At 28.4% G+C, this 25,389-nt stretch carries 31 protein-coding genes; 26 read left to right on the forward strand and 5 right to left on the reverse strand.

The genetic code is table 11. The features are described from left to right. The 8 genes from L8V85_RS00385 to purU all read left to right on the forward strand — a co-directional run bounded on the left by L8V85_RS00385 (position 1) and on the right by purU (position 5,240). Positions 1-927: a WD40 repeat domain-containing protein gene (locus L8V85_RS00385; protein ID WP_263737210.1), complete on the forward strand. Its 927-nt coding sequence runs from the start codon at positions 1-3 to the stop codon at positions 925-927. Next, the gene (locus L8V85_RS00390; protein WP_263737211.1) at positions 914-1,249 is read left to right on the forward strand and encodes a chaperone NapD; all 336 of its coding nucleotides are present in this window, start codon (positions 914-916) and stop codon (positions 1,247-1,249) included. The genes L8V85_RS00385 and L8V85_RS00390 overlap by 14 nt, the downstream gene beginning before the upstream one ends. Positions 1,250-1,251: 2 nt before the next feature. Beyond that, the gene (locus L8V85_RS00395) at positions 1,252-1,419 is read left to right on the forward strand and encodes a hypothetical protein (protein ID WP_087699327.1); all 168 of its coding nucleotides are present in this window, start codon (positions 1,252-1,254) and stop codon (positions 1,417-1,419) included. A gap of 2 nt (positions 1,420-1,421) precedes the next feature. Beyond that, positions 1,422-2,594, forward strand: a complete 1,173-nt coding sequence (locus L8V85_RS00400; protein WP_263737212.1) for an MFS transporter — start codon at positions 1,422-1,424, stop codon at positions 2,592-2,594. Between the two features lie 61 nt (positions 2,595-2,655). Continuing rightward, positions 2,656-2,904: a hypothetical protein gene (locus tag L8V85_RS00405; protein WP_087691144.1), complete on the forward strand. Its 249-nt coding sequence runs from the start codon at positions 2,656-2,658 to the stop codon at positions 2,902-2,904. Next, complete coding sequence (ciaD, locus tag L8V85_RS00410) at positions 2,901-3,338, forward strand: effector protein CiaD (protein WP_263660994.1); 438 nt, start codon at positions 2,901-2,903, stop codon at positions 3,336-3,338. Before L8V85_RS00405 ends, ciaD begins: the two co-directional genes overlap by 4 nt. Continuing rightward, positions 3,307-4,410 carry a CCA tRNA nucleotidyltransferase gene (locus L8V85_RS00415; protein WP_263737213.1) on the forward strand — a complete coding sequence of 368 codons (1,104 nt, stop codon included), beginning with the start codon at positions 3,307-3,309 and terminating at the stop codon, positions 4,408-4,410. The genes ciaD and L8V85_RS00415 overlap by 32 nt, the downstream gene beginning before the upstream one ends. Positions 4,411-4,412: 2 nt before the next feature. Next, the gene (gene purU / locus L8V85_RS00420; protein WP_133318739.1) at positions 4,413-5,240 is read left to right on the forward strand and encodes a formyltetrahydrofolate deformylase; all 828 of its coding nucleotides are present in this window, start codon (positions 4,413-4,415) and stop codon (positions 5,238-5,240) included. A 24-nt stretch (positions 5,241-5,264) separates the two neighbouring features. Here the strand turns inward: purU and glnA are convergent, their stop codons facing one another. Then, complete coding sequence (gene glnA, locus L8V85_RS00425; protein WP_263659056.1) at positions 5,265-6,695, reverse strand: type I glutamate--ammonia ligase; 1,431 nt, start codon at positions 6,693-6,695, stop codon at positions 5,265-5,267. A gap of 215 nt (positions 6,696-6,910) precedes the next feature. Here glnA and L8V85_RS00430 point away from each other — a divergent pair, with 215 nt between their 5' ends. From L8V85_RS00430 to L8V85_RS00515, 18 genes are all read left to right on the forward strand, one after another. Further along, entirely contained in the window at positions 6,911-7,618 is a 708-nt protein-coding gene (locus L8V85_RS00430) for a protein phosphatase CheZ (RefSeq protein WP_263659057.1), read from the forward strand. Beyond that, on the forward strand, positions 7,615-8,871 hold the full coding sequence (locus tag L8V85_RS00435; protein WP_263660113.1) for a peptidase U32 family protein: 1,257 nt from the start codon (positions 7,615-7,617) through the stop codon (positions 8,869-8,871). The genes L8V85_RS00430 and L8V85_RS00435 overlap by 4 nt, the downstream gene beginning before the upstream one ends. Further along, positions 8,868-9,362 (forward strand): 5-(carboxyamino)imidazole ribonucleotide mutase, encoded by a 495-nt coding sequence (purE, locus tag L8V85_RS00440; RefSeq protein WP_133318743.1) that lies wholly within the window; start codon positions 8,868-8,870, stop codon positions 9,360-9,362. Before L8V85_RS00435 ends, purE begins: the two co-directional genes overlap by 4 nt. 9 nt (positions 9,363-9,371) lie before the next feature. Then, positions 9,372-9,878 carry a DUF3972 domain-containing protein gene (locus tag L8V85_RS00445; RefSeq protein ID WP_220566839.1) on the forward strand — a complete coding sequence of 169 codons (507 nt, stop codon included), beginning with the start codon at positions 9,372-9,374 and terminating at the stop codon, positions 9,876-9,878. Continuing rightward, complete coding sequence (gene glyQ / locus L8V85_RS00450) at positions 9,875-10,735, forward strand: glycine--tRNA ligase subunit alpha (protein WP_258107574.1); 861 nt, start codon at positions 9,875-9,877, stop codon at positions 10,733-10,735. Before L8V85_RS00445 ends, glyQ begins: the two co-directional genes overlap by 4 nt. After that, the gene (locus L8V85_RS00455; protein ID WP_258107573.1) at positions 10,725-11,450 is read left to right on the forward strand and encodes a Nif3-like dinuclear metal center hexameric protein; all 726 of its coding nucleotides are present in this window, start codon (positions 10,725-10,727) and stop codon (positions 11,448-11,450) included. Before glyQ ends, L8V85_RS00455 begins: the two co-directional genes overlap by 11 nt. 11 nt (positions 11,451-11,461) lie before the next feature. After that, positions 11,462-12,181, forward strand: coding sequence for a zinc ribbon domain-containing protein (locus L8V85_RS00460; RefSeq protein ID WP_258107572.1), 720 nt, complete (start codon positions 11,462-11,464; stop codon positions 12,179-12,181). Continuing rightward, on the forward strand, positions 12,178-13,362 hold the full coding sequence (gene waaA / locus L8V85_RS00465; RefSeq protein ID WP_263737214.1) for a lipid IV(A) 3-deoxy-D-manno-octulosonic acid transferase: 1,185 nt from the start codon (positions 12,178-12,180) through the stop codon (positions 13,360-13,362). The genes L8V85_RS00460 and waaA overlap by 4 nt, the downstream gene beginning before the upstream one ends. After that, positions 13,343-14,095: a pseudouridine synthase family protein gene (locus L8V85_RS00470; protein ID WP_263737215.1), complete on the forward strand. Its 753-nt coding sequence runs from the start codon at positions 13,343-13,345 to the stop codon at positions 14,093-14,095. The genes waaA and L8V85_RS00470 overlap by 20 nt, the downstream gene beginning before the upstream one ends. A gap of 64 nt (positions 14,096-14,159) precedes the next feature. Then, on the forward strand, positions 14,160-15,497 hold the full coding sequence (gene ffh, locus L8V85_RS00475) for a signal recognition particle protein (protein WP_220566836.1): 1,338 nt from the start codon (positions 14,160-14,162) through the stop codon (positions 15,495-15,497). A 71-nt stretch (positions 15,498-15,568) separates the two neighbouring features. Next, the gene (rpsP, locus tag L8V85_RS00480) at positions 15,569-15,796 is read left to right on the forward strand and encodes a 30S ribosomal protein S16 (protein ID WP_012661702.1); all 228 of its coding nucleotides are present in this window, start codon (positions 15,569-15,571) and stop codon (positions 15,794-15,796) included. 2 nt (positions 15,797-15,798) lie between these two features. After that, positions 15,799-16,044, forward strand: coding sequence for a KH domain-containing protein (locus tag L8V85_RS00485; protein WP_043019956.1), 246 nt, complete (start codon positions 15,799-15,801; stop codon positions 16,042-16,044). Then, entirely contained in the window at positions 16,034-16,558 is a 525-nt protein-coding gene (gene rimM / locus L8V85_RS00490; protein ID WP_133318751.1) for a ribosome maturation factor RimM, read from the forward strand. Before L8V85_RS00485 ends, rimM begins: the two co-directional genes overlap by 11 nt. Further along, on the forward strand, positions 16,555-17,259 hold the full coding sequence (trmD, locus tag L8V85_RS00495) for a tRNA (guanosine(37)-N1)-methyltransferase TrmD (RefSeq protein WP_263660985.1): 705 nt from the start codon (positions 16,555-16,557) through the stop codon (positions 17,257-17,259). The genes rimM and trmD overlap by 4 nt, the downstream gene beginning before the upstream one ends. A gap of 11 nt (positions 17,260-17,270) precedes the next feature. Beyond that, positions 17,271-17,627: a 50S ribosomal protein L19 gene (gene rplS, locus L8V85_RS00500; RefSeq protein WP_012661698.1), complete on the forward strand. Its 357-nt coding sequence runs from the start codon at positions 17,271-17,273 to the stop codon at positions 17,625-17,627. A 1-nt stretch (position 17,628) separates the two neighbouring features. After that, positions 17,629-17,982 (forward strand): cupin domain-containing protein, encoded by a 354-nt coding sequence (locus tag L8V85_RS00505; protein WP_263737216.1) that lies wholly within the window; start codon positions 17,629-17,631, stop codon positions 17,980-17,982. A 53-nt stretch (positions 17,983-18,035) separates the two neighbouring features. Next, the gene (locus tag L8V85_RS00510; protein ID WP_263737217.1) at positions 18,036-19,376 is read left to right on the forward strand and encodes a class II 3-deoxy-7-phosphoheptulonate synthase; all 1,341 of its coding nucleotides are present in this window, start codon (positions 18,036-18,038) and stop codon (positions 19,374-19,376) included. Beyond that, positions 19,370-19,699, forward strand: a complete 330-nt coding sequence (locus tag L8V85_RS00515) for a Spx/MgsR family RNA polymerase-binding regulatory protein (protein WP_263665222.1) — start codon at positions 19,370-19,372, stop codon at positions 19,697-19,699. The genes L8V85_RS00510 and L8V85_RS00515 overlap by 7 nt, the downstream gene beginning before the upstream one ends. Positions 19,700-19,751: 52 nt before the next feature. Here the strand turns inward: L8V85_RS00515 and L8V85_RS00520 are convergent, their stop codons facing one another. From L8V85_RS00520 to fliP, 4 genes are all read right to left on the reverse strand, one after another. Next, positions 19,752-22,064, reverse strand: coding sequence for an autotransporter outer membrane beta-barrel domain-containing protein (locus L8V85_RS00520; protein ID WP_263737218.1), 2,313 nt, complete (start codon positions 22,062-22,064; stop codon positions 19,752-19,754). Between the two features lie 94 nt (positions 22,065-22,158). Then, the gene (locus L8V85_RS00525) at positions 22,159-22,725 is read right to left on the reverse strand and encodes an anthranilate synthase component II (RefSeq protein ID WP_263737219.1); all 567 of its coding nucleotides are present in this window, start codon (positions 22,723-22,725) and stop codon (positions 22,159-22,161) included. Further along, a complete protein-coding gene (locus tag L8V85_RS00530; RefSeq protein WP_263737220.1) occupies positions 22,722-24,470 on the reverse strand; it encodes a bifunctional anthranilate synthase component I family protein/class IV aminotransferase in 1,749 nt (582 codons plus the stop codon). The genes L8V85_RS00525 and L8V85_RS00530 overlap by 4 nt, the downstream gene beginning before the upstream one ends. 65 nt (positions 24,471-24,535) lie before the next feature. Then, positions 24,536-25,270 (reverse strand): flagellar type III secretion system pore protein FliP, encoded by a 735-nt coding sequence (gene fliP / locus L8V85_RS00535; protein WP_133318758.1) that lies wholly within the window; start codon positions 25,268-25,270, stop codon positions 24,536-24,538. Positions 25,271-25,389 lie beyond the last annotated feature (119 nt).

A 25,389-nucleotide genomic window follows, 5' to 3' on the forward strand; every position in this document is an offset into this window, starting at 1 on the left:
ATGAAAAAAATATTTTTAATCTTACTAATGAGTGTATATGTATTTAGTTATGAGCTTAAACTTGATTCAAATTTAAATGCCTTAAAACTTGTTGATAGTAGTTTACTTATAGGACTTGATAATGGAGAATTAAATCAGTATTTTATTAAAGACAAAAAAATGCAAAAAATCACTCAACTTGATAAGATTAAAAATTTTTACGAAGAAAATCTTAGCCCTAGAATTTATAGTATTGATTACTTAAATGGGGCTATTTTGATTTTAAGTGAAGGTGATTTTGGCAGTAAAAGGCTTAGTATTTATAAAAATAAACAACTTTACAACTATAAGCTTTTAAGTGATGGAGTAAAAAAAGCTTTGTTTTTAGATGATGATACTATTTTATTAGCCTTGCTAGGTTCTAATATAGAGCTTTTTGATTTAAAAACAAAAAATATTATAAAAAATTTTACTTTCTCTAACTCAAGTTTAAGTGATGTGGTTTTAAATGAGGCAAAAACTCAATTAGTAGCAGGTTTTGAAAGTGGTGAAATAGTACTTTTTGATGTGAAAAAGTGGCAAAAAATAAAAAGTTATAAAAATCTTCATAAAGATAATATTTATCAACTTGATTTTAAAAATGCAATTATTACAAGTTGTAGCACTGATAGAAAATTAGGCATAGTGCGAAATGATCAAGAAAAAAGCATAGAAAGAGACTTTTTAATATATGCTTGTAGTCTAAATAAAAGTGGTTCTATAGCGGTTTTTGGAGATAATGAAAAAAATATTATAGAGCTTATAGATACTAAAAATTTAAAAACAATAAAAAAATTCCAAAATAAAGATTTTTTGCTAGAATATCTTATATTTTTAAACGAGTATGAATTTATTAGTGCTGGTTATGAAGATAAAATTATATTTTGGAGTATAGATGAATCTTTCTAGTGTATTGATTTTAACTAAAGAGGAAAAATTAGAAAAACTTAAAGAACAAATTCAACAAACACCATGTTGTAGTGTGGAATTAGCTCAAGAAAAAAAAATTATAGTGGTAATAGAAAGTGAAAATTTAGATGATGAGTTAAAAGCATATAGACAATTAGAACAGCTTGATGGGGTGATAAGTATTAATATGGTATTTTCGTATCAAGATTTGGATGAAGAAAGAGAAAAAATTTTAAAAGCAAATTTTGAGGCAAATACTTTTGATGAAAATTTAAAAAAAGATAATTTAGAATACTATGGTAATGTTTTTAGAAAGTATTGATTATGATTTTTTTAATTCCTTTAATTGTGATTATTTCTTCTATTTTTATCATTGATCACTTTTATTTTTCCAAAGAGAATGAAGTTGTAAAAGAAAAAAAACAAGTAGTGCAAAAAAACACCGATTCTGATAAACAAAGATATCTTGAAAATATATTAAATCAAAAATAATCATGTACACACAAATTTCATATAAAAAATTCTTTTGGATTAATATTTTAGTTGTGATTACTCTTGCTTTAAATTTAAGAGCACCTATAACTTCCATAGGTCCTATGATAGAACATATTCAAGAATATTACAATATTAATTCTACTTTAGCAGGTATGCTAACAACCTTACCTTTAATAGCTTTTGGTCTTATATCGTTTTTTGTAGCGTATTTTTCACAAATTAAAGCTTTGTTTTTTGCCTTAATTTTGATTGTCTTTGGAGAAGTTATTAGAAGTTATGGAGGAACTATAGGTTTATTTTCTGGGGTTTTTTTGATAGGAGCAGGCATTGCAATAGCTAATGTTTTATTACCTTCTTTTGTAAAAGAAAAATTTTCTAAAAATACTTATAAGATAATGGGTTTATATGGATCAATTATAGGCTTATCTTCAATTGCTGGCGTGGCCTTATCGCTTCCTTTGCTTAAATTTTTTGATGTACCTCAAGCTATGTTTTTTTGGGCTATATTGGCTTTAATTGCTTTGATTTTTTATTTTCCACATTTGAAAAATAAAAGATTATTACGCCCTAAAAAGAAAAATATTAATAAAGTGAATATCTTTTTAAACTTAACAGCCTGGAAAGTTACTATTGTAATGGGATTACAAAGTTTTTTATCTTATAGTCTTTTTGCATGGCTTAGTGTGATGATTAGTGAAAAGGGCTTTGGAATTGACTTTGGTTCTAATGCTTTATTATTATCTCAAATCATAGGAATGCCTGTGGCATTTTTACTACCTATCATTTTAGGAAAGCTTAGATCTCGTGCTAAAAGTTTTGCTATAGTGATGTTAGGGTTTTTGTATTTTTTAAGTTTTATGATGATTTTTCTTTTTAAAGTAAAAGCGATTTTGTTTTTAGCGGCTATTTTTTTAGGTTTTGCTTCTAGTGGAGTTTTTACAATTTCGCTATTATTTATTGCTATCAAAAGCTCAAATTCTATCATAGCGGCTAAACTTTCTGCTATGTCACAAGGTATAGGGTATTTAATAGCTGCTCAATCACCTTGGATTATAGGTATGCTTCATGATAATTTTAGAAATTTCACTTCAGGCTTTATTATGCTTATTATAGTAGCTATAATACTTAACATTTTTGTATTTTTGGCATATAAGGCTCCTGTGATTAAGTGAAAATTAAAAATAAATTAAAGCCTTTTTTGTTAGAATTTTAGGATTTTATTTTTGTGAGTTAATAATGCGATATACAGTAACAGAGGCTTCTATTTATGAAGCACAAGGCTTAAAAGATGAGGCTTTGGAGATTTATAAAAATATATTAAAACAAGATCCACAAAATAAAAATGCCATTGATGCTATAAGGCGTTTGAGTGGCTTGCGTTCTAATCATGAAGATTTAAATTATGATATGCTTGATTTTTTTGTCAATATGAAAAGTGAAGAAGAAATTAATGAATTTAAAAGGTGGTTGATAAAACTATGAATATAGAAGATTTAGCAAAAATGGCTATTAGTGAAGTTAATTCAGAGTTAGATAATAAAAAAAATAAAAACGATGAATTTGCCCCTATGGTAGAAGAAATTACTCAAGAAAAAAATGTTAATACTCAAGAGAAAAAAATCAAAGAAGAAATTAGTAAGGTTACACAAGAGCTAATCCAAGAACTAGATGATTTAGAAGTAAAAGTAAAAGATGATAAACAAAATGTCGCTATTAAGGTTGAAGCTTTAGAAGAAAAAGAAGAAAGCATTATAAATAATGAAGAATTTTTCTTGAAAAATCTTAGAGAGCGTATTTTGGTTTTATTTGAAGGATTAAAAAATACCAAAGATGAGCATATGGAAAAAAGACTAGATATGACCATTACTTTTTTAGAGTTTTTACTTGCAAAGATTGAAGATAGACTTAAAAAATGACCAAGATTTTTTAAGAATTAAAAATGTACTTAAGCCTTACACACAAAGGGTTTATTTAGTAGGTGGTTGTGTAAGGAATTCTTTTTTAGATTTATCTAGTGATGATTATGATATAGAAATTTATGATATTGAGCCTATACTTTTTGATGAGCTTATGCAAAAACTTGGTGCAAATGGAGTAGGAAGAAGTTTTTTTGTGTATAAATATAAAAAATTTGATTTAGCTCTAGCACGCTATGAAAATAAAATTTCTACAGGCCATAGAGGTTTTGAAGTTAAAGTTTGTAATAATGAGCAAGAAGGAGCAAGAAGAAGAGATTTTACCATTAATGCATTGATGGTAAATATTTTTGATTTTGAATTTTTGGATTTTTTTAATGGTTTGCAAGATTTGCAAGCAAAGATTATAAGACATATTGATGATAAAAGTTTTATTGAAGATAGTTTAAGAGTACTTCGTGGAATTTCTTTTGCATGTAGGTTTGATTTAACAATTGCAAAAGAAAGTTTAAAATTAATGCAAACTATGGATATAAGCGATTTATCTAAAGAGCGTATTAATAATGAACTTTATAAAATTTTTAAAACTTCAAGACTAAATAAAGCTTATGAGTATTTTAAAATTTTAAATTTAGAAGAAAAAATCTTTTTTTATCAAAGTTGTAATAAAGAATTTGAGAGACTTTTAGAGTATAGCCAAAAGTTAATTTGTGATGAGGCTTTGTTTTTGTATTTGTATTTGAATTTTTTTCATATAAGTAAAGAGGAATTTTTTAAAAAAACAAAATTAAAAAAAGAGCTTTTAAAAAAATGTGAACAAGAATTTATTTTAGGTAAAATTGATGATTTTAATTTAGCTAAAATTGCTTTAAAAATACCACTTTGCAAATGGCTTGGGCTTTGGAATAATGAGCGTATAACACAAGCAAAAAAAATAAATTTATACCATCATGCTTTTGAAAGTAAAATTAGCGCCAATGACTTACTAAAGGAAGGATTTAGTGGGAAAGAACTTGGAATTGAACTTGAAAAAAGAAAATTACAAGAATTAAAAAACTATATAAAGGAGTAAAAATGAATGAGTATATTTTAAAAATTTCATGCAGCGATGAAAAAGGATTGATTTATAGAATTTCAGATGTTATTTTTAAATATAGAATCAATATTATAAAAAATGATGAATTTGTTGGAGAAAATCGTTTTTTCTTTAGGGCGCATTTAGAAGGTGAGCTTGATATAAAAGCTTTTAAAGGAACGCTTGAAGCTATGCTTCCTGATAATGCACAAATTGAAATTACCTCAAAAAGAAAAAAAGATATTATTGTTTTAGCTACTAAAGAAACTCATTGTTTAGGTGAGTTACTTATCCGTCAATTTAGTGGAGAATTTAATGCAAATATTAAGGCAGTTATTGCAAATTATGATGTATTAAAACCTTTAGTGGATAAATTTAACATACCTTTTCATACTATTTTAGCACAGGATTTAAGCAGACAAGAGCATGAAAAAAAACTACTAGAGTGTTTAAAACAATATGAGTTTGATTATATTGTTTTAGCAAAATATATGAGAATATTATCTCCATCTTTTGTAGAGAATTTTGAGGGGAAGATTATTAATATCCATCATTCTTTTTTACCTGCATTTATAGGAGCTAATCCTTATAAGCAAGCTTATGAAAGAGGGGTAAAGATTATAGGTGCAACAGCACATTTTGTAAATAATAATTTAGATGAGGGGCCAATTATTACCCAAGATGTTATACCGGTTACTCATGAATATTCTTGGCAAGCTATGCAACAAGCAGGGCGTAATGTAGAAAAAAATGTTTTTTCTAAGGCCTTGGATTTAGTGTTTGATGATAGGATTTTTATATATGATAATAAAACAATAGTATTTTAATCTTGATGCTAAAAAGCATCAAGATTAGCATGAATAGCAAGTTTTAAACTCATATGCAGTTGGTCTAGCTTCTACAGGCCATACTTGGGTTTCAAATTTCATATGTTGATAATCATCAATAAATACATCACTCATAACAGGCTTTAAGAAGGCATTTTTTCTAATGAGTGCTTCCAAAGATCCTCTTAAAGTGTGAGGTAATTGCTCTATACCTTTTTCTCTAATCTCATCTAGGGTTAGTGCAAATAAATTTTCATCCATAGGACCTACCGGTATGGTTTTATTTTTAATACCATCAAGTCCTGCCATAAGCAAGCTTGTAAAAGCTAGGTAAGGATTGGAAGTGCTATCAGGAAATCTTATTTCAACTCTTGCGCTTTTTTCATTAATACCATAAGGCACGCGACAACTTGCAGAGCGATTTTGGCAAGAATAAGTTAGTATGCAAGGTGCTTCAAAACCTGGAACTATTCTTTTATAAGAATTTGAACTAGGATTGGTAAATGCAGCAACACTTCTTGCATTAGCTAAAATTCCACCGATGTAATTAATCGCATATTCACTTAATTTTCCATATCCTTCTTTATCATAAAATAAATTTACTCCATCTTTCCAAAGGCTCATATGCACATGCATACCACTTCCATTATCTCCATAGAGTGGTTTTGGCATAAAGGTCGCTGTTTTTCCATTTAAATGTGCTACCATTTTAACTACATATTTATAAATTTGTACATTATCAGCAGCTTCAACTAAATTTCCAAATTCTACACCAATTTCAGCTTGTCCTTGTGCTACTTCATGATGATGTACGAAAGTTTTTAAACCAACTCTTTCTAAAACTTGTACCATTTCAGCTCTAATATCCACACTAGAATCAATAGGACTTACAGGAAAATATCCACCTTTATTTCTTGGGCGATGTCCACTATTGTAACTATCTGTAAAATCTTTATTATCATTCCATTCACCTTCTTCAGTATCTACTTCATATTTTGCACAGTGAGAAGAATCAACTATTTTTACATTATCAAAAATAAAAAATTCATTTTCAGGACCAAAATAAGCAGTATCAGCGATATTGCTTGTGTTTAAGTGTTGCATTGCTTTTTTAGCAATACTTCTTGGACATTTTTCATACATTTGATCTTTGTAAATATCATATACATCGCAAATTACTATGATAGTAGGATCAGCTGTAAAAGGATCTAAAAACGCACTTTCCACATCAGGTTTTAAAATCATATCTGATTTTTCTATAGGCTGCCAACCATGCAAAGAGCTTGCGTCAAAAGGAATTCCGTTTTCAAAGGTTTTATCATCAATTGCTTTTATATTATAAGTGATGTGATGCCAAGTGCCTATCATATCAGTAAATCTAAAATCAACAAATAAAACTTCATGTTCTTGACAATAACTAAAAAACTCATCAATGTTATTTACAAATTTACCCATTTTTTTCTCCTTTTTATTTTTTGGGTTTTTTAATTTATTTTATAGATTGTAGTATATTTTTTTTAAATTAAGTTTAAATTAATATTTTTTTTATAATCAAATTAAAAAAAAGATTATTTTGCGTAAAAAAATAATTAATTGGTAAAATTAATGTTGATTTATATTTTTTTGTAATATAATCTCGCATTAGTTTTTTTATTAAAAAAGGTGTAACAATGACTCAAGAAGAATTAGATGCTTTAATGAATGGCACTGAAGACTTAGATCTTGATTCTGTAGAAGAAACAGAAGAAAAACCAGATACAGATTATGAAGATGAGGAAAAAAATAAGCAAATTGTTAATGATATGATTAATGGTGATTATAAAGCAAGAGCGGATATGGCTTGGCCACCACCGCCACCTAGTAAAGAACATAAAGTTGTACATCAACTTGATGATGTTACAAGAGATAGTGAAATAAAAGCCACAGAGATGATGGAAAAATTAGAAGCTATTAACGACTTTTTTGCAAATTCTGAGAGTGATCTTTGTGTAATCAGTGATGCTTTAAATAAAAATATAGAAATTTTTGAAAAATTAAATGCAAAATTTCCTAATGTGGTAAGCTTTAAAGAAGCTATTGAAATAAATAACAATGCTAAAAATATCATAGATGAGATTACAGGTTGTTTGCAAACTGGACAAGATGAAGTTATGATGGCAATGGATGCTATGCAATATCAAGATATTCATCGTCAAAAAATTGAGCGTGTTATTAATGTTATGAGAGCTTTAAGTAGATATATGAGTAGTTTGTTTGAAGGTAAAATTGATGATGAAAAACGCGTGGGATCTGCTGTGCATATCGAAGGAGATACAACTGCAGATGTTGTAAGTAATGATGATATTGAGGCATTAATCGCAAGTTTAGGAAAAAAATGATTATTCCTGAAATAGTAGCTCCTGCAGGTAATTTTACAAAATTAAAAATAGCTTTAGCTTATGGAGCTGATGCTGTTTATGCAGGAGTGAGTAATTTTTCATTAAGAGCAAGAACTGCTAGAGATTTTAATTATGAAACTTTTAAAGAAGCTATTGAGTACACGCATGCAAAAGGAAAAAAAATTTATGTAACGATTAATGGATTTCATTTTAGCTCACAAATTGAAGGTTTGAAAAGGCATATTTTAAAACTAAAAGAAATGAAACCTGATGCTTTTATAGTAGCTTCTGTGGGTGCTATGCGTTTGGTTAAAGAGCTTGCACCTGAAATCAATCTTCATGTATCAACTCAAGCTAATATTTTAAATTACTTAGACGCTCAAGTTTATAAAGATATGGGAGCTAAGCGTGTTGTTATAGCAAGGGAACTTGGTTTAAAAGATGCAAAAGATTTGAAAAATAATTGTGACATAGAACTTGAAAGTTTTGTCCATGGTTCTATGTGTTTTGCGTATTCTGGCAGATGTTTGATAAGCTCAGTGCAAAGTGGACGCATGAGTAATCGTGGATCATGCGCAAATGATTGTAGATTTAACTATGAACTTTATGCAAAGAACCCAGAAACTAATACACTTTTTAGACTTGAAGAAGATGAGAATGGCACGCATGTGTTTAATTCTAAAGATTTAAATTTAAGCTCGTATATTCAAAAAATTATGCAAGAAGATTGCATTCATGCTTTTAAAATAGAAGGAAGAACGAAAAGTGAGTATTATGTAGCTTTGACTACAAGAACTTATAAAATGGCAGTGCAAGATGTATTGCAAAATACTTTTGATGCGGCTAAGTATGAAAAAGAAATTCATACTTTAAAACACAGAGGTTTTACAGATGGATATTTAGTTTCAAGAGCTTATGAAAAAACCGATTCAATAAATCATAATACAAGTATAGAAGAAGGAACCCATCAAGTGCATGCTATTAGCGAAGATGGTGAATTTTTTAAATGTAAGGGTAGGATAGAATTAAACAAAGAATATGAAATTCTAGCTCCGGTTGATTCTAATATAGAATTAGGGGAAAATAAACTAGGTTTAGTATATGAAAATGAAGGAAAAAAATTCATAGTGTTTAAACAATTATTAGCAAAAAACAATAAAGAATTTAGTGAAATTCATAGTGGTAATGAAAATGAAATTACTTTGCCATTTAAACTTCCAGAATTTAGCTTTTTAAGAAGGAGTGTTGAATGAAATTTGTTTCCATATTGATGGGAAGTAAGAGTGATTATGATATAGTAAAAGAAGCTTTAGGAATTTTGGAAAAATTTGATGTAAAATATGAAGTCTTGATCACTTCAGCTCATAGAAGTCCTCAAAGAACCCAAGAATACATCAAAAATGCTGAAGAAAAAGGTGCAAAAGTATTTATTGCTGCAGCGGGTATGGCAGCTCATTTAGCAGGAGCTGTTGCAGCACATACAACAAAACCTGTTTTAGGTATACCTATGCCAGGAAGTAATTTAGCTAGTATGGATTCTTTATTTTCTACTGTGCAAATGCCAAGTGGAATTCCTGTAGCAACTGTGGCTATAGGTAAAGCAGGGGCTATTAATGCAGCTTATTTGGCAGTGCAAATTTTAGCAATAGAAGATGAGTCTTTAGCGCAAAAATTATTAGAAGATAGACAAAAACAACAAGAAAAATTAATCCAAGATTCTAATACAATTGAAGTTTTTCTTTAAGGAGCGTATATGCAAACTTACTTGGAATTAAAAGAATTTTGTCAGTTAGTTCATTTATCCGAAGATGTTGTAAAAGGAATGATGGCAAATGGTGCTTTAAATTTCAAAGAAGAAGAAGGTAAAATTTATATAGAAGCTAATCAAGGTACTTTTAGCGTAGTTCCTTCAAGTTCAAAGCAACCTGCTATGGTAAATTCTATGACCTTGGCAGGAGAAAGTTTTGTAGAAAAAACTATAGGGACTATTTTAAATTTACATGAAAAAGTTCTTGATGCTAAGGATGAAACCTTAGAAGCTTTAAAGGGTGAAAATAAATTTTTAAAAGATGCTCTTTATTCTATGCAAGAGCTTTATGATGAGGATAGAAAAACTATAGAAAATCTTAACGAGCAACTTAAATATGCGCGTAATGAAGTTGAATTTCTAAAAAGAAAATATAAAATGATGTGGAATAAAACAGTGGAATTATATGCAAATTCGCCTGAGAAGTCTGAAGAATTAAAGGAAGAAAAATGACTTTTTCTCAAATGATTTTAAATTTACAAGAATTTTGGCAAAAGCAAGGTTGTGCTATTATGCAACCTTATGATTTTCCAGCAGGTGCAGGGACATTTCACCCGGCAACTTTTTTAAGAAGTTTAGGTAAAAAACCTTGGGCGGCTGCTTATGTAGCACCAAGTAGAAGACCAACTGATGGAAGATATGGTGAAAATCCTAATAGGTTGGGTGCTTATTATCAATTTCAAGTTTTAATTAAACCAAGTCCTGATAATATCCAAGAATTATATTTAAAAAGTTTAGAAAATTTAGGCTTTGATTTGAAATCACATGATATTCGTTTTGTTGAAGATAATTGGGAAAGTCCAAGTTTAGGTGCTTGGGGTTTGGGCTGGGAAGTTTGGCTTGATGGTATGGAAGTTACACAATTTACTTATTTTCAACAAGTTGGTGGTATAAGCGTAGATTTAGTTAGTGCTGAAATTACTTATGGCTTGGAAAGACTTGCAATGTATTTACAAGATGTAGATAATGTATATGACATAGTTTGGAATGAATTTAACGGCGAAAAAATTACCTATAAAGATGTTCATAAGCAAGGTGAGTTTGAATTTAGTAAATATAATTTTGAAGTAAGTGATGTAAAAACTTTAAATGTACAATTTGAAAATGCTTACAATGAGTGTAAAAATGCATTAGATGCAAAACTTGCTTTACCGGCATATGATTATTGTATGTTAGCAGCACATACTTTTAACTTGCTTGATGCAAGAGGAGCTATTTCAGTAACTCAAAGACAAGATTTTATGCTTAAAATTAGAGAATTATCTAAAAATTGTGCTTTAGTATATAAAGAAAGTTTAGATGAAAATTAAAGAAATTTATGATTATTTAGATACTATTAGTCCATTTAATACGCAAAGTTCATGGGACAATAGTGGTTTATTGCTTGGAAATTTCGATCAAGACATAAATAAGATTTATCTTGCGCTTGATGTAGATATGCATTTAATTGAAAATGCAAGCGAAAATTCACTTTTTATAGTTCATCATCCTTTAATTTTTAAAGGTTTGAAGAATTTAAGTGGAGTGCTTTATCCGCAAAATCTTCTTACAAAAATGATACAAAAAAATATAGCCTTGATTGCTATGCATACAAATTTTGATTTAAGTCATTTAAATACTTATTTTACTAGCGAAATTTTGGGTTTTAAGATCAAAGAACAAAATGAATTTTTGATCTATTGTGATGTAGATTTTCAATTAGATACATTAGTTGATCATGTTAAAAAGTGTTTAAAGCTTAATCATATTAGGGTTGTTAATGCTCATCAAGAAAAAATAAAAACTTTAGCAATATGTACAGGCAGTGGTGGAGATTTGATTTCTAGTGTAAAAGCAGATTGTTTTTTAAGTGGGGATTTTAAGTATCATCAGGCCTTAGAAAGTTATCATAATAAACTCAATTTGATTGATATAGGTCACTATGAAAGTGAGTCATACTTTGGTGAAATTTTAGCAAAAGATTTGCAAAAATTTCATTTAGAAGTTATAATATCAGTTTCAAAAAATCCATTTCAATATTTTTAAGGAAAAAATCAATGAATAAATATTTAGAACAACTTATAGCTTTATCGCAAATTGATAAAGAGTTAGATGGTTTTGCAAATAAAGTAGAAGAAGCTACAAAGGATTTAAAAGAAAAGCGTAATTTGCTTGATAAAACTGAAGAAGAAATTGCAGGTTTTGAAAAAGATATTAAAGATATAGAAAATCAAAAAATACAAAACAATAACCATATTGCAGAATTTGGTGTGAAAATTAAAGAAATAGCCAAAAAAAGTGCTGCAGTGAAAACTGAAAAAGAAGCAAATGCTTTAAAAATCGAAGAAGATATAGCTAAAGAGCAACTTGATGCAGCAAATGAAGAGATAGAAAGATTAGATAAAATTTTAGAAAACAAAGAAAAATTTATACAAGAATTGCAAACTAAGAGAACTGAACTTGAAAATGAAGTGGATCAAATAGATGCTCAAACAAAAGTTGTATTAGTTGATATTGAAAAAGAAAGATTAGAGATTTATGATAAAAAAGTAAAGCTGGTTGGCGAAATAAATCAAAAAGTTTTAACTTTTTATGAGAAAATTAGAAAATGGGCGGGAAATAGTGCTGTAGTTCCTGTGAAAAAACATGCTTGTTATGGCTGTTTTATGAGAATTTATGATAAAACTTATTTAGCAGTTTTAAAAGGTGATGAAATCGTAACTTGTCCGCATTGCGGAAGAATTTTATATAAAGAAAAAGAAGAAAATCAAAATTGATTTTTTTTTATTACATTTTTGCTGTGATTATATATGTAATCGCAGTTCCTTTTTTGTTGATTTTAAGTTTTTGTAAAGAAAAATATAAAGTATCTCTAAAATCTAGATTTTTTCTTTACAAAAACTTAAAACAAGAACAAGGAGATATATATTTTCATGCTTGCTCCTTTGGGGAGATTAAAAGCATTGTTCCCTTAATAAAACTTTTTCCAACTTGTAAAATTTCAACTATCACGCAAACTGGATTTAATGAAGCTTTAAGACATTCTAAAAAAGTAAATTTTTTACCATTTGAAATTTTTATACCATTTTGGATGAAACCTTGCAAAGTTTTGATTATTTTTGAAGCAGAGCTTTGGCTTATGCTTGTATTGATGGCTAAATTTTATAATGCAAAAGTTATTTTATTAAATGCTAGGATTAGCGATAGATCTTTAAAAAACTACAAGCGTTTTAGCTTTTTTTATCGTTTAATTTTTAAATATATTGATGTTGTGTTTGCACAAAGTCAAAAAGACAAAGAAAGATTAGAATGCTTGGGTGCTAAAAATGTTGTAGCATATAAAAATATCAAAGCATATATAAAACAAGAACAAGTGAAAAATTATTCAAAACCTAAGGCTAGGGTTATTATATTTGCTAGTACGCATGAAAATGAAGAACGATTATTGCTTAATGAGATTAAACTAGAAGAAAACGATAGATTAATTATCGCTCCAAGACATCCGGAGCGTTTTGGCGAGGTTGAGGGGATTTTAAAAGATTTTTGTCAAAAAAATTATTATAATATGCAAAAATTTTCAGACTTTACTTTAAGCGAAAATGATTTTGCAAATTTTTTTAAGACTAAGTGTTTATTGCTAGATGCTTTGGGTGAGCTAGAAAGTTTTTATAAGATTAGTGATGTGGTTTTTTTGTGTGGCTCTTTTGTAAATAATATAGGTGGGCATAATCCTATAGAAGCGGCTAGATGGAATAATGTTATTATCTCGGGGAAATATTATTTTAATCAAGAAAGTTTATATCAAGAAGTTGATGATTTGTATATTTGTGAGAGTGTAAAAGATATAAATGATTTTTTAAAGCAAAAATTATCACAAGCACGAGTCAAAGAGCAAAATGATTTAAATGAAGTTATATTAAGTATAAAAGAAGGTTTAGATGCAAGAAAAAGCTTATAAATTGCTTGCACTGCAAGAAAAAATTTCTAATAATGCAGCAAAGGATTTGATTGATAAAGGTTGTGTTTTTGCTATGGGAAAAAAGGTTGTTATAGCTAGAGCTTTGATGAGCTCAAAAACAAGATTTGTCGTACAAAAAATAAAAAAAGCAAAAATACTTTTTGAAGATGATAAAATCATAGCCTTAAATAAGCCTTATGGGGAAATTAGCGAGAATTTAGAAGGTGTTTATAATGCTAAATTAATTAACAGGCTTGATAAAGAAACAAGTGGAGTTTTGCTTTTAAGCAAAGATGAGGAATTTAGACTAAAATGCATTCAAGAGTATAAAAAACAAAATGTTTATAAAAGCTATTTAGCTATTGTCGATGGAGTAATTGCTGAAGAACTTGAAATTTGTGAAAAAATAACTACTATAAAAAATAAATCCGGAGCTTTTAGTAAAATCGATAAATTTGGCTTAGAAGCTCATACTCAGGTTATACCTTTAATGGTAAATGCAAAAAAAACTTTAATAAAAGCAGTCATTAAAACAGGTAGAACACATCAAATCAGAGTGCATTTAAATCATATAAAACATGGTATTATTGGCGATGAAAAATATGTAAAAAATAGCTCTTCTAGAATGTATTTGCATTCTTATGAAACGCATATTTTTGATTATCAATTTAAAGCTTTACTTGATGAGAGTTTTAATGCTTATGGTTTTGAAATAAAAAATTTAAATTTTTAAAGGCGTTTAAAGCTAAAAGGGTTTATAATTTAGCTTTTTAAAATTTTAATAAAGGGAAAATAAAGTGTTTGAAATAGTTAGTGAGTCATTTAAATCCGCGGTTAATAAACTTCGTTTTGTTGATGATGAAAAAGCTTTAAAAAATGCTCTTGACACTTTAAAAAAAGCCCTTTTAAAAGCAGATGTACATCATAAAGTTACGAAAGAATTACTCACTTTGGTAGAAAATGATGTAAAAACTAATGGCATAGGCCAAAAGCAATTTTTAGACTCAATTAAGAAAAATTTAGAAGAAATTCTTAGTGTTAAAGGTAAAAATCAAGGTTTTGTATTTGCTAGTAAGCCACCTACGGTTGTTTTGATGTGCGGTTTGCAAGGTGGTGGTAAAACTACTACTACGGTAAAAATTGCTAATTACTTAAAACTAAGAAATAAAAAAGTATTAATTGCTGCATGTGATTTGCAAAGATTAGCTGCGGTAGAGCAATTAAGACAACTCACTCAAGCTAATGAGCTTGATTTATTTTTTATAGAAAATGAAAGCAATCCTTTAAATGTAGCTAAACAAGCTTTGGAAAAAGCAAAAAATTCTATGTATGATGTTTTGCTTGTAGATACTGCCGGTCGTCTGGCAATTGATATAGCTTTGATGAATGAGCTTAAAGAAGTAAAAGCTATTTTAAATCCTGATGAAGTATTTTATGTAGCTGATGCTATGAGTGGTCAAGATGGAGTTAAAACAGCAAGTAGCTTTAATGAAGCTTTAGAAATCACTGGGGTTATTTTAAGTAAATTTGATGCAGATACTAAAGGTGGTGTTGCTCTAGGTATAGCTAAACAAATTGGTGTGCCTTTAAGATTTATTGGTGTTGGTGAGAAAGTAGCTGATTTAGAAGTATTTATCCCTGATAGGATTGTTAATCGTATCATGGGTGAGGGTGATTTGGCGACTTTGGCTGAAAAAACTGCCGCTATTATAGATGAAAAAGAAGCAAAAAAACTTAATAAAAAAATCAAAAAAGGTGAATTTAATTTCAATGACTTTTTAAATCAAATGGAAAGTGTTAAAAAACTTGGTAGTATGAAATCAATCATTGGTATGATACCTGGTTTATCATCTATGGCAGCAAATATTAAAGATATTGATTTGGATAATTCTAAAGAAATTATTCATATTAAAGCAATGATTTCATCAATGACGCCAAAAGAAAGAGAAAATCCTGATTTGTTAAACAACGCAAGAAAGCGTCGTATTGCAGAGGGTGCTGGTTTATCTCAAATGGAAGTAAATCGCTTTTTAAAACAATTTAGTAATGCAGCTAAGTTGGCAAAAAAATTTTCAAATAAAAAAGGAATGGAAAATTTTATGAATATGTTGCAGCAAGCTAAAAGACCGCAATAATTAAAGCTTTTTTATGGATATATGAGTTAAAATATCTATAACAAAATTTTAATTTTTTTAGGAGTATTAAAATGACAGTAATCAGACTTACAAAAATGGGACGCAAAAAAAGACCATTTTATCGTATAGTTGTAACTGATAGTAGAAAAAGACGCGATGGTAGTTGGATAGAAAGCATTGGATATTATAATCCTATGGTTGAACCTGAAGTAGTAAAATTTGATGCTGAGCGTTTAGCTTATTGGAAGAGCGTAGGTGCTAAATTAAGCGATAGAGTAGCAGCTATTACAAGCAAATAAAAATGGTTGAAAATTTTTTAAGAGAATACGCAAAATTAATTGTTGATTTTCCTGAAAAAGTTGATATACAAAAACAAAATTTAGAAAACAATTTTGCTGAAATTATCATTTATGTTGATCCAACTGATACTGGTAAGTTGATCGGAAAAAACGGGAAATTAATCAACGCAATAAAAACAGTTATTATGGCTTATAAAGTTAAAGATGCAACTTCATATCGTATAACGGTAAAAGCTATTGAAGAATGATTTGGTCCAAGTTGCTAAACTTGGGAAAAGTGTTGGTTTGAAAGGTTATGTAAAATTACATAATTTAAGTGATTTTTATGAGCAGTTTAAAGCAGGTGCTAAATTTTTTGATGGTAATCAAAAAATTTACACCATAAAAGCTTTCGATAAAACAAGATCTTTGGTTTTATTTGAAGATTTTGAGAATTTAGAATCTGCAAAAAAACTAACTAATATTACACTATTTCAAAGCATAAAAACTACAAAAGAAACTTGTAAGTTAAAAAAAGATGAGTATTTTTATTTTGATATTATAGGCTGTGAAATTTTTGAAAATGAACAAAAATTAGGTATAGTTGAAGATATTTTAGAAAATGGAGCTGGATTTTTATTCTGTATAAAATGCGATGAAAAACTACAGACAAAGGTTAAAAACTTTTATATTCCTTATGTTGATAAATATATTCAAAAAGTTGATATAGAAAATAAAAAAATATTCACACAATCTGCTTTAGATATTTTAGAAAATTCATGAAATATACTTTTGTAAGTTTATTCCCAGAGCTTATTGAGCCTTATTTTAAAACTTCTATTTTGGCAAGGGCAAAAGAAAAAGGAATTTTAGAATTTGATTTTGTTAATCCTAGAAATTTTACTACAAATAAACATCTAAAAGTAGATGATTATAAAATAGGCGGTGGTGCGGGACTTTTATTACAAGCTCAGCCTTTATATGATTGTTTAACGCATATTAAAAGCCAAGATAAAAATACGCATTTTATTTTTCTTTTGCCATGTGCTAAAACTTTTAAGCAAATAGATGCTAAAAGATTAAGCATCAAAGAGCATATTTGTTTTGTATGTAGTAGATATGAGGGTTTAGATGAGCGTATTGTGGAAGAATTTGCTAATGAAGTGTTTTCTATAGGAGATTTTATACTTACAGGTGGAGAGTTAGCATCTTTGGTGATGTGTGATGCTATTAGTAGAAATATTCAAGATGTTCTTGGAAATAGTGAAAGTTTAAGTGAAGAAAGTTTTGAAAATGATTTATTAGAAGCACCATCATTTTCTAAGCCATTTGTTTTTGAAAAGGAAAATAAAAAATTTTATGTTCCTTCAGAGTTTTTAAAGGGAAATCACGCTAAAATTACAGCTTTAAAAACTACTTTGGCGTCTTGCAAAACGAAATATTTTCGTCCTGATTTGTATCAAAAGCATGAACGCAAATTTTAAGGAATATCGTTATGAAAAATAAATACATTGAGCAATTTGAGCAAAAACAAATTGAAGGTAAAAATGTTCCAGAATTTCGTGCTGGAGATACTTTAAGACTTGCTATTCGCATTAAAGAAGGCGATAAAACAAGAATTCAAAATTTTGAAGGTATTTGTATAGCGCGTAGAGGAAATGGTGTAGATGAAACTTTCATTGTGCGTAAAATAGGCGCTAATAATGTAGGTGTTGAAAGAATTTTCCCTATTTATAGTGAAAGTTTAGAAAGTATTACAGTATTAAGAAGAGGTCGTGTACGCCGTGCTAGATTATTCTATTTAAGAGATAGAAGAGGTAAGGCTGCTCGTATTAAAGAACTTAAAAAATAAAATGAAATTTAGAACTCAAATGCATGAAGTAATTTCTTGGGAACAAGAAATTGAAAATGGCATAAATATATCTAAAAAAATAGAAAATGCTTATGCTAAGGAAATATGCATAAATATGTCAAAGGATAGCTTTATGAAAGATCATAAAGCACCTTTTGATATTACTATACAAGTATTAAAAGGCACTATTGATTTTGGAGTTTTAAATCAGCAAATTCTACTTAAATCTTTAGATAGCATTAGTTTAAAAGCTAATGAAATTCATAATCTTTTAGCACTAGAAGATTCTATAGTGCGTTTAACTCTATATAAACAAGATAGCCTTGAACGCGTTGAGAGTGTTTTGAAATCTTAATTTAAGTCTCATTTTGTATAATTTTAGCTTACTTAAAATTAGGAAGTTAAGCTATGAAATGGACTAAAGATTCTTGGAAAAATTATAAAATTCAGCAACAGCCGCAATATCCTGATGAAAATGAATTACAAGATGTTGTTAAAAAATTAGAAAAATTACCACCACTTGTTTTTGCAGGTGAGGTAGATAAGTTAAAAAAATCCCTTGCTAAGGTTGTAAATTCTCAAGCATTTTTACTCCAAGGAGGAGATTGTGCAGAGAGTTTTGTAAATTTTGGTGCTGATAATATAAGAGATATGTTTAAAGTTATGCTTCAAATGGCCATAGTACTTACTTTTGCAGGATCTTGTCCTATTGTTAAAGTAGGGCGTGTTGCAGGACAATTTGCAAAGCCAAGAAGTAGTGATTTTGAAGAAGTAGATGGAGTAACACTTCCAAGTTATCGTGGGGATATTATTAATGGTTTTGAATTTAATGAAAAATCAAGAATAGCCGATCCTAAAAGAATGCTAGAAGCGTATTATCAAAGTGCTACAACTTTAAATTTATTAAGAGCTTTTTCAAGAGGTGGTTTAGCAGATTTAAGAGTAGTGCATAAGTGGAATTTGGGTTTTTTAAAAAAAGCAGAGCTTGGGAAAAAATATAATGAACTTAGTGAAAAAATCACTCAAGCTTTAGCTTTTATGCAAGCTTGTGGTATCACTGATACCCCAAATCTTTCTCAAACAGCCTTTTATACTTCTCATGAAGCCTTGCTTTTGCCTTATGAGGAAGCTTTAACTAGAGTAGATAGTTTAAGCGGGGAAATTTATGATTGTTCAGCACATATGCTTTGGATAGGCGAGCGTACTAGAAAAGCAGATGAAGCACATGTGCATTTTTTAAGTGGAGTAAAAAATCCACTCGGTGTTAAGCTTAGTGCTAATTATGATTTAGGTGAGATAAAAAAGCTAGTAAGTATTTTAAATCCACATAATGAAGCAGGAAGATTAAATTTCATCATCCGTATGGGATGTGATAAGATAGAAAATGCCTTGCCAAAATTATTTAAAGAGTTAAAACAAGAAGGGTTTAATATACTTTATAGCATAGATCCTATGCATGCAAATACGGTTAAATCAGGTAATTTTAAAACAAGAGAATTTGATAAAATTATTCAAGAAGTGCGTGCGTTTTTTGAGATAGCTATGAGTGAAGGAGTGTATCCTGGTGGGGTACATTTGGAAATGACAGGGCAAAATGTAACAGAATGTGTAGGAGGCTCTTTAAATATCACTCAAGAAGAACTTTCTAAACGCTATGAAACACAATGTGATCCAAGATTAAATGCTGACCAAGCTTTAGAATTAGCATTTATCATAGCAGACTTAGTTAAAAAGGCAAGAAAATGTTAAAATTTTATGGTATTAAAAATTGTAATAGTGTTAAAAAGGCCATGGATTATTTAAATTCTAAGCAAATTGAATTTGAATTTTTAGATATTAAAAAGCTAGATGAAGAAACTTTAAATTTTTGGCTTAGTAAAAGGAGTGTTTTAGAGCTTGTAAATGCAGCGGGTATGAGTGCTAGAAAATTAGGGTTAAATAAAGAAAAACTTCAAAATTTAAACCAAGATGAAATTAAAGTGATGATTTTGCAAAATCCAACGCTTATAAAACGCCCATTAATTGTAAAAGATGATGAAGTTTTTATAGCTAAAGAATATGAGAGTTTTTAAAATGCTAGAGTGAAAAACTCTAGCATTTAGGAGTTTCTCAAAAAATATTTTTTTAGAATTTGTATTTAAAACCTACTTGACCACTTACATAAGTTTCATTTTTACCATCTGTTTTACCAGCTAGTATTTGTTTAGCTCCAATACCTGCATTTAGGCTAAATTGCTCACTAATATCTACATTTCCACCTATGATGATTTGTCCATAAGTTTTTTTCTTATCATCACTTTTTACGCTAGGTAGTGCTACTCCATTTAAACTTGCTACATAATCATCTCCATTATTCATTACATATTGTTCTATTTTTGGAGTGATAAATAAATATGATGTTTCGCTCATATATTTTCTAAATTCAGCACCGAGTTCTAAAGAAATAGAATTATTACTAGCGCTATTGACATCTTTTCCTGCAATTCCATTTTCTTTATAGCTTGGGGTATGTGCATAGTAGTAGTTTGCTCCGGCAAAAGGTTTGATAAATAAGGTATTATTACTAAAATCAAAAATATATCCCATGTTAGCACTCAAACCAAGGAATTTTCTATTAAAGTCAGCACTATTTGTAGTGTTAAATCCTCTATTTACAATATCTTGATCTGTTGGAGAAATTTGAGCATAAGCCTTAACACTAACTTCTACCTTTGGACTTATATGGATATTAGAATAAGCACCAAATTGGAAATTATCTGATTTTTGGGTTAAAAGATTATCTTTTATTTCAGCGTTTGCATAAGTAAAATAAGCACCAATAATAACATCATCATTGACTTTTCTATCCATACCTATAGTGGCTCCATATAAAGCACCACTATCTCCATCTATGATGTTTGCACCGCCTATTACATTACCCCAAATGCTGTTATTATAATTATCAACATAATTTCCTCTATAATCATTAGTAGCAAATCTTATTTGAGATAATTTTGTAGCGTAATTTCCATAAGGATTATTTAACATAGCTACACGAGAACCTATAGATACATCATTTGATACATTGATAGTTGAGTTTATACCTGATGAGGCTTGATTTACATTTGAGATAGATTTAGCTGAATCTTTTATATCATTTGCTACTTGTTCCCCGACTTTATCAAATTTAATACTACCTATTGCATTTAAATCTTTACCGAGTATAAGTCCATCTAAAATTTTAGAAACAAAGTCTTTGTTAGAAGCTGAAACACTAGAATCGTTTTTAATGTAATCATCATTAGAGATTTCTCCACTTCCAACATTGCTATTGCTTGCTATAATTTCATTAATATTTTGTATTTTATTTTTAATTTCATTAAGTGCGTTATAAATATTTTCACATTTTTTTATATCATTATTACATTTATCACTTTCTAATTCTTCTTTTAGTCTTTCTTTGAAATAAGATAAATATTCTTTTTCAGATTCTAAAATCATTTTGTTATTGTTTATATTATCATCGGCTCCTCCATTTACTAAAAGATGTTTTCCATCATTTGAAATAGAAAGGTTGTAATTAACAAATTTACTTAAATCTAATATATGCACAAGTGTTTCATCTATTTCAAGTTTTTCTTTATTTTCTAAAACACTATAAATATCTTTACCAAGGCTAGCTGTTATTTGATTTTCTATGATGTTTTTATTGAAGTTGTCTGCTTGTATAAAGGTAAAGTTATCTAATTTTAGATTGCTAAAGCTAGATGTTCCCACAGAAAAAATAGAATTTGTGATATTAACATTGCCATTAACCTTTATAGCTACTTGATTTCTATTATCACTTTGATAAACAAAACCAGTCTTATCTGCATTTAGATCTCCATTTATACTTAAGGAGCCACTTGTTCCAGCTATACCATTTCCTATTAAAATAGTAGAACCTCGTCTATCATCATGAGCACCAGCTATATTTTTTATATCAACATCTTTACTTCCCTGTAAATAGATATTTCCATTGATAACAGATTCTTTATGTAATGCTTGAAAAATAATATCATTTGCATAAATATTTTTTGCACTAATATTGAAATTTCCTATATAAGCAGCTTTATCTTCATCTGTAGAAGTGTTAGAATGCATATCTATGTTGTTGATTGTAAGATCGTTATTTCCCAAGTCAATTTTAACACCAGCTTTATCATATAATTGAGAGTTTTTTTCTAATAATTCATTTGGAATATCCCATATTTTAATATTTAATGTTAAATCATTATTGGTGTATTCATTTTTTAATGTAAAATTTCCATTGGTTTCTTCATTAAAATAATTCTTAGCATTATTTTGATCAAAACCTGTATATTGTATGTCAATATTTTGAGCTAAAGCAGCACCGCTTAATAAAGCACTAATGCTAACTCCCATTAAAACTTTACTTGTGTAATAAGAAAGTTTCATTTGATTACTCCTTGTAAATTTAAATTGAAAAAAGCATTATACCCCCCCCCATAAATTTAAGTTTAAAGTAAATGAAAAAAATATAAATATTAGATTATTGTAAAGTAAGAAAGTTTTTAAGTAGCTTTTTGCCATTTTGACTCAGTATGGCTTCAGGGTGGAATTGAACTCCATAAATATCGTATTTTTTATGTTTTAAAGCCATGATGATATTATCTTCACTATGGGCTAAAATTTCACATTTTTCACCTATATGATTAACATAAAGAGAGTGATATAAACAAATTTTAAAATTTTGTTTAAGATTTTTAAAAAGTGGGTTTGGTTTAAATTTTATAGTTTTTACCTTACCATGAGTTGGGTTTGGAAGTTTAGAAATTTTACCACCAAAAACATGTGCTATACATTGGTGTCCTAGACAAATTCCAAGAATTTTTTTATCTTTTTTAAAATATTTTATAGCTTTTAAACTTAACTTTGATTCTTTTGGAGAATTTGGTCCAGGGGAGATTAAAAGATGAGTAAAATCATATTTTTTAAGCTTTTTTGGATTTTTGAATTTATCGTTTTTAATAATTTTATAAGCAATGTTTAATTCTTTTAAATAAAAGGCTATGGTGTAGGTAAAAGAATCATAATTATCTATAATCAAAACTTTCACAAAAATACCTTTTTTAAGCCTCTTAAAGAATTAATAGCATAAATTTCTTTAGCATTTAAAAGCTCATCTTTAGTGATATCTTTTTCTTTGATGAGCTTGTGTTTTAAGAGTGTTTGTCTATAAATACCATTTAGGCAGTTTTTAGCATAAGGGGTAAAATACTCATCATTTAAATTTATAATAATGTTACTTCTTGAACCCTCACAAAGTATGCCTTTTTCATCAAAAAAAACTATGTCATAGCAAATATTTTCTTTCCATAGATAAGAATTTGCTTCATATAAACTACGCAGAGAAGTTTTATGGTGTGTTAAAAGATTTACTTTTATGATGTCTTTACTTATGAGTAGTTTTTTGCTTGAATTTTCTTGTATATTGCTAAAATCAAACTCATAAAGGCCATTTTTAAAAAGTTTTAATTTAATAGCCTTTGAGCATTTTTGAGTAAAATTACTTTTTGTAAAAAAATGATGATGATTGAAAACAAAATTGTTAAAATTTTGTAAAGATTTAAAATGGAATTTTTTATCTTTACTCTCTAGTATATTTTTAAAATCATGTTTTAATCTTTGAGTATCAAAGCCAAAAAAATTAGCTGAGTTTAAAATTCTTGTCAAATGTTCTTTGAAAAATAAAATAGAATGATTTTTATAATACATTGTTTCAAATAAATAAAAGTTAGGTTTTAAAATTTTACTTTTTAGTTTTAATTCTTCAAATTCATCTTGTTTTTGTGAGTCCCACACAAGTCCGCTTCCTACACCATATCTTAAAAAATCATCATTATTTTTTTTCTCTAAAGTGCGTATGGCTACGCTAAATTTTGCTTTATCTTTATGGATTAAACCTATTGCTCCACAATAAATCCCGCGTTTTCTTTGCTCTAAATTTTCTATGAGTTTAATAGTTTCTATTTTGGGTGCACCCGTGATAGATCCACATGGAAAAAGGGCTTTGAAAATTTTAAAATAATCATTTTCTTGTTTTAATTTCCCACTTATTTTTGAAATGAGTTGGTGTAAGGTAGGGTAGGTTTTAACCTTAAAAAGTTTGCATTTTAAAGAATGTTTTTTGATGAGTTTTGAAATATCATTGCGTAATAAATCAACTATCATTACATTTTCGCTAATAGTTTTTTCATCGCATTTTAAAAAGTTTTTTAGATTTTCATCTTCTTTTGGATTATTTGAGCGTTTGATTGTGCCTTTCATGGGTTTTGTGATGATTTTTTTATTTTTGATTTTAAAAAAAAGTTCAGGTGAAAATGAAGCCAATTCTAAAAATTCATTTTTCATATAAGCTTTATAGGGGGTATTTTGTTTAGGATAAAGGCTTAAAAAACTCTCATATACATTAAGATTTGATTGTAAATGTAGTTCTTGAGTAAGATTAACTTGATAACTTTGACCTTTAGCTATGGCTTCTTTGATTTTGTCAAAGTTTTCAAAATACTTTTCTTGGTTTAAATTGGATGAAAAACTTGGATAAAAGTCTAAATTTTTTTCTTCGTTTGTAAAGATTTTTTTTGATTTAAAAGCAAAAAAATATAAAAAAGGCTCTTTGCTTTTATAATTTTTATTTTCTAGATATTTATAGAATTCATATTGAATATAGCCTAAAAAATAATATTGATTTTTATATTTTTCTATGATTTTAAAAGCTTTTTTACTTTCTTTTTGAGTGTGAGCTTTAAGAGTGAAGGCAAGATCATCATAAAGGTATTTTCCAAATATAGCAAATGCCATTTAAAATCTTTGATTTGGAAAAATACAAATAAAGCTAATAATACACATATTTTTGCTCTAAATTGCTAAGTTAAAAAGCTTTTGACGAGATTTTGTATAAGCAAATTCCATCCATCTACCAAAACAAAAATAAGCAATTTAAAAGGCATGGAAATCATAACAGGTGGTAACATCATCATACCCATAGCCATTAGCACTGAGCTTACTACCATATCAATAACTAAAAATGGTAAGAAAAGTAAAAAGCCTATTTCAAAAGCAGTTTTGAGTTCACTTATCATAAAAGCAGGCACTAAAACCGTTAAAGGAACATCATCTATGGTTTTTGGATTTTCTAAATTTCTGATCCTATAAAAAAGTGCTAAGTCTTTTTCTCTGGTATTTTTTAACATGAAATCTTTAAAAGGTTTAACGCCTTTAGCAAAGGCTTCTTCATAGCCTATTTGTTCAGCAATATAGGGTTTTATGCCTTCATTGTATGATTTTGTAGCAACAGGTTCCATAATAAAAAAAGTTAAAATCAAAGCTAGTGTCGCTAAGATAGTATTTGGAGGCATGGTTTGTGTGCCAAGAGCAGTTCTTAGAAAAGAAAAAACTACTATAAGTCTTAAAAATGAAGTCATTACAAAGATGATAGTTGGAGCAAGTGCTAGTATAGTTAAAACTATAATTATATTTAAAGTTGTTACGAGCTGTTGAGGGCTATTTGGGGCACTAAGGCTTAAATTTACAGTTGGTATAGTTGCTTCAGCGCCAAAAAGAGCTAGGCTTGATAAAAATAAAACTAGTAAAACCCTCAAAATATTTCCTTGGTTAAAATTAAAAGCATTATTTTAGCAATTTTACTCTTAAAAATGCAATTTATATGATTGAATTAATGGTTTATTTTTAAAATGCTAGAGTGAAAAACTCTAGCATT

This window comes from Campylobacter sp. IFREMER_LSEM_CL2090 (genome assembly GCF_025771865.1).
Lineage (GTDB): Bacteria > Campylobacterota > Campylobacteria > Campylobacterales > Campylobacteraceae > Campylobacter_D > Campylobacter_D lari_D.

Excerpts from the sequence above, each read along its gene's own strand:
- L8V85_RS00400 (WP_263737212.1), top strand. The coding sequence starts at position 1,422 with ATGTACACACAAATTTCATATAAAAAATTCTTTTGGATTAATATTTTA.
- L8V85_RS00460 (WP_258107572.1), top strand. The coding sequence starts at position 11,462 with ATGAATAAATATTTAGAACAACTTATAGCTTTATCGCAAATTGATAAA.
- glnA (WP_263659056.1), bottom strand. The coding sequence starts at position 6,695 with ATGGGTAAATTTGTAAATAACATTGATGAGTTTTTTAGTTATTGTCAA.
- L8V85_RS00435 (WP_263660113.1), top strand. The coding sequence starts at position 7,615 with ATGATTATTCCTGAAATAGTAGCTCCTGCAGGTAATTTTACAAAATTA.
- L8V85_RS00530 (WP_263737220.1), bottom strand. The coding sequence starts at position 24,470 with ATGGCATTTGCTATATTTGGAAAATACCTTTATGATGATCTTGCCTTC.
- L8V85_RS00485 (WP_043019956.1), top strand. The coding sequence starts at position 15,799 with ATGGTTGAAAATTTTTTAAGAGAATACGCAAAATTAATTGTTGATTTT.
- L8V85_RS00510 (WP_263737217.1), top strand. The coding sequence starts at position 18,036 with ATGAAATGGACTAAAGATTCTTGGAAAAATTATAAAATTCAGCAACAG.
- L8V85_RS00445 (WP_220566839.1), top strand. The coding sequence starts at position 9,372 with ATGCAAACTTACTTGGAATTAAAAGAATTTTGTCAGTTAGTTCATTTA.
- rpsP (WP_012661702.1), top strand. The coding sequence starts at position 15,569 with ATGACAGTAATCAGACTTACAAAAATGGGACGCAAAAAAAGACCATTT.
- L8V85_RS00390 (WP_263737211.1), top strand. The coding sequence starts at position 914 with ATGAATCTTTCTAGTGTATTGATTTTAACTAAAGAGGAAAAATTAGAA.
- L8V85_RS00515 (WP_263665222.1), top strand. The coding sequence starts at position 19,370 with ATGTTAAAATTTTATGGTATTAAAAATTGTAATAGTGTTAAAAAGGCC.
- L8V85_RS00505 (WP_263737216.1), top strand. The coding sequence starts at position 17,629 with ATGAAATTTAGAACTCAAATGCATGAAGTAATTTCTTGGGAACAAGAA.
- L8V85_RS00385 (WP_263737210.1), top strand. The coding sequence starts at position 1 with ATGAAAAAAATATTTTTAATCTTACTAATGAGTGTATATGTATTTAGT.
- trmD (WP_263660985.1), top strand. The coding sequence starts at position 16,555 with ATGAAATATACTTTTGTAAGTTTATTCCCAGAGCTTATTGAGCCTTAT.
- L8V85_RS00520 (WP_263737218.1), bottom strand. The coding sequence starts at position 22,064 with ATGAAACTTTCTTATTACACAAGTAAAGTTTTAATGGGAGTTAGCATT.
- glyQ (WP_258107574.1), top strand. The coding sequence starts at position 9,875 with ATGACTTTTTCTCAAATGATTTTAAATTTACAAGAATTTTGGCAAAAG.
- rplS (WP_012661698.1), top strand. The coding sequence starts at position 17,271 with ATGAAAAATAAATACATTGAGCAATTTGAGCAAAAACAAATTGAAGGT.
- L8V85_RS00430 (WP_263659057.1), top strand. The coding sequence starts at position 6,911 with ATGACTCAAGAAGAATTAGATGCTTTAATGAATGGCACTGAAGACTTA.
- purU (WP_133318739.1), top strand. The coding sequence starts at position 4,413 with ATGAATGAGTATATTTTAAAAATTTCATGCAGCGATGAAAAAGGATTG.
- purE (WP_133318743.1), top strand. The coding sequence starts at position 8,868 with ATGAAATTTGTTTCCATATTGATGGGAAGTAAGAGTGATTATGATATA.
- ciaD (WP_263660994.1), top strand. The coding sequence starts at position 2,901 with ATGAATATAGAAGATTTAGCAAAAATGGCTATTAGTGAAGTTAATTCA.
- L8V85_RS00395 (WP_087699327.1), top strand. The coding sequence starts at position 1,252 with ATGATTTTTTTAATTCCTTTAATTGTGATTATTTCTTCTATTTTTATC.
- L8V85_RS00455 (WP_258107573.1), top strand. The coding sequence starts at position 10,725 with ATGAAAATTAAAGAAATTTATGATTATTTAGATACTATTAGTCCATTT.
- L8V85_RS00470 (WP_263737215.1), top strand. The coding sequence starts at position 13,343 with ATGCAAGAAAAAGCTTATAAATTGCTTGCACTGCAAGAAAAAATTTCT.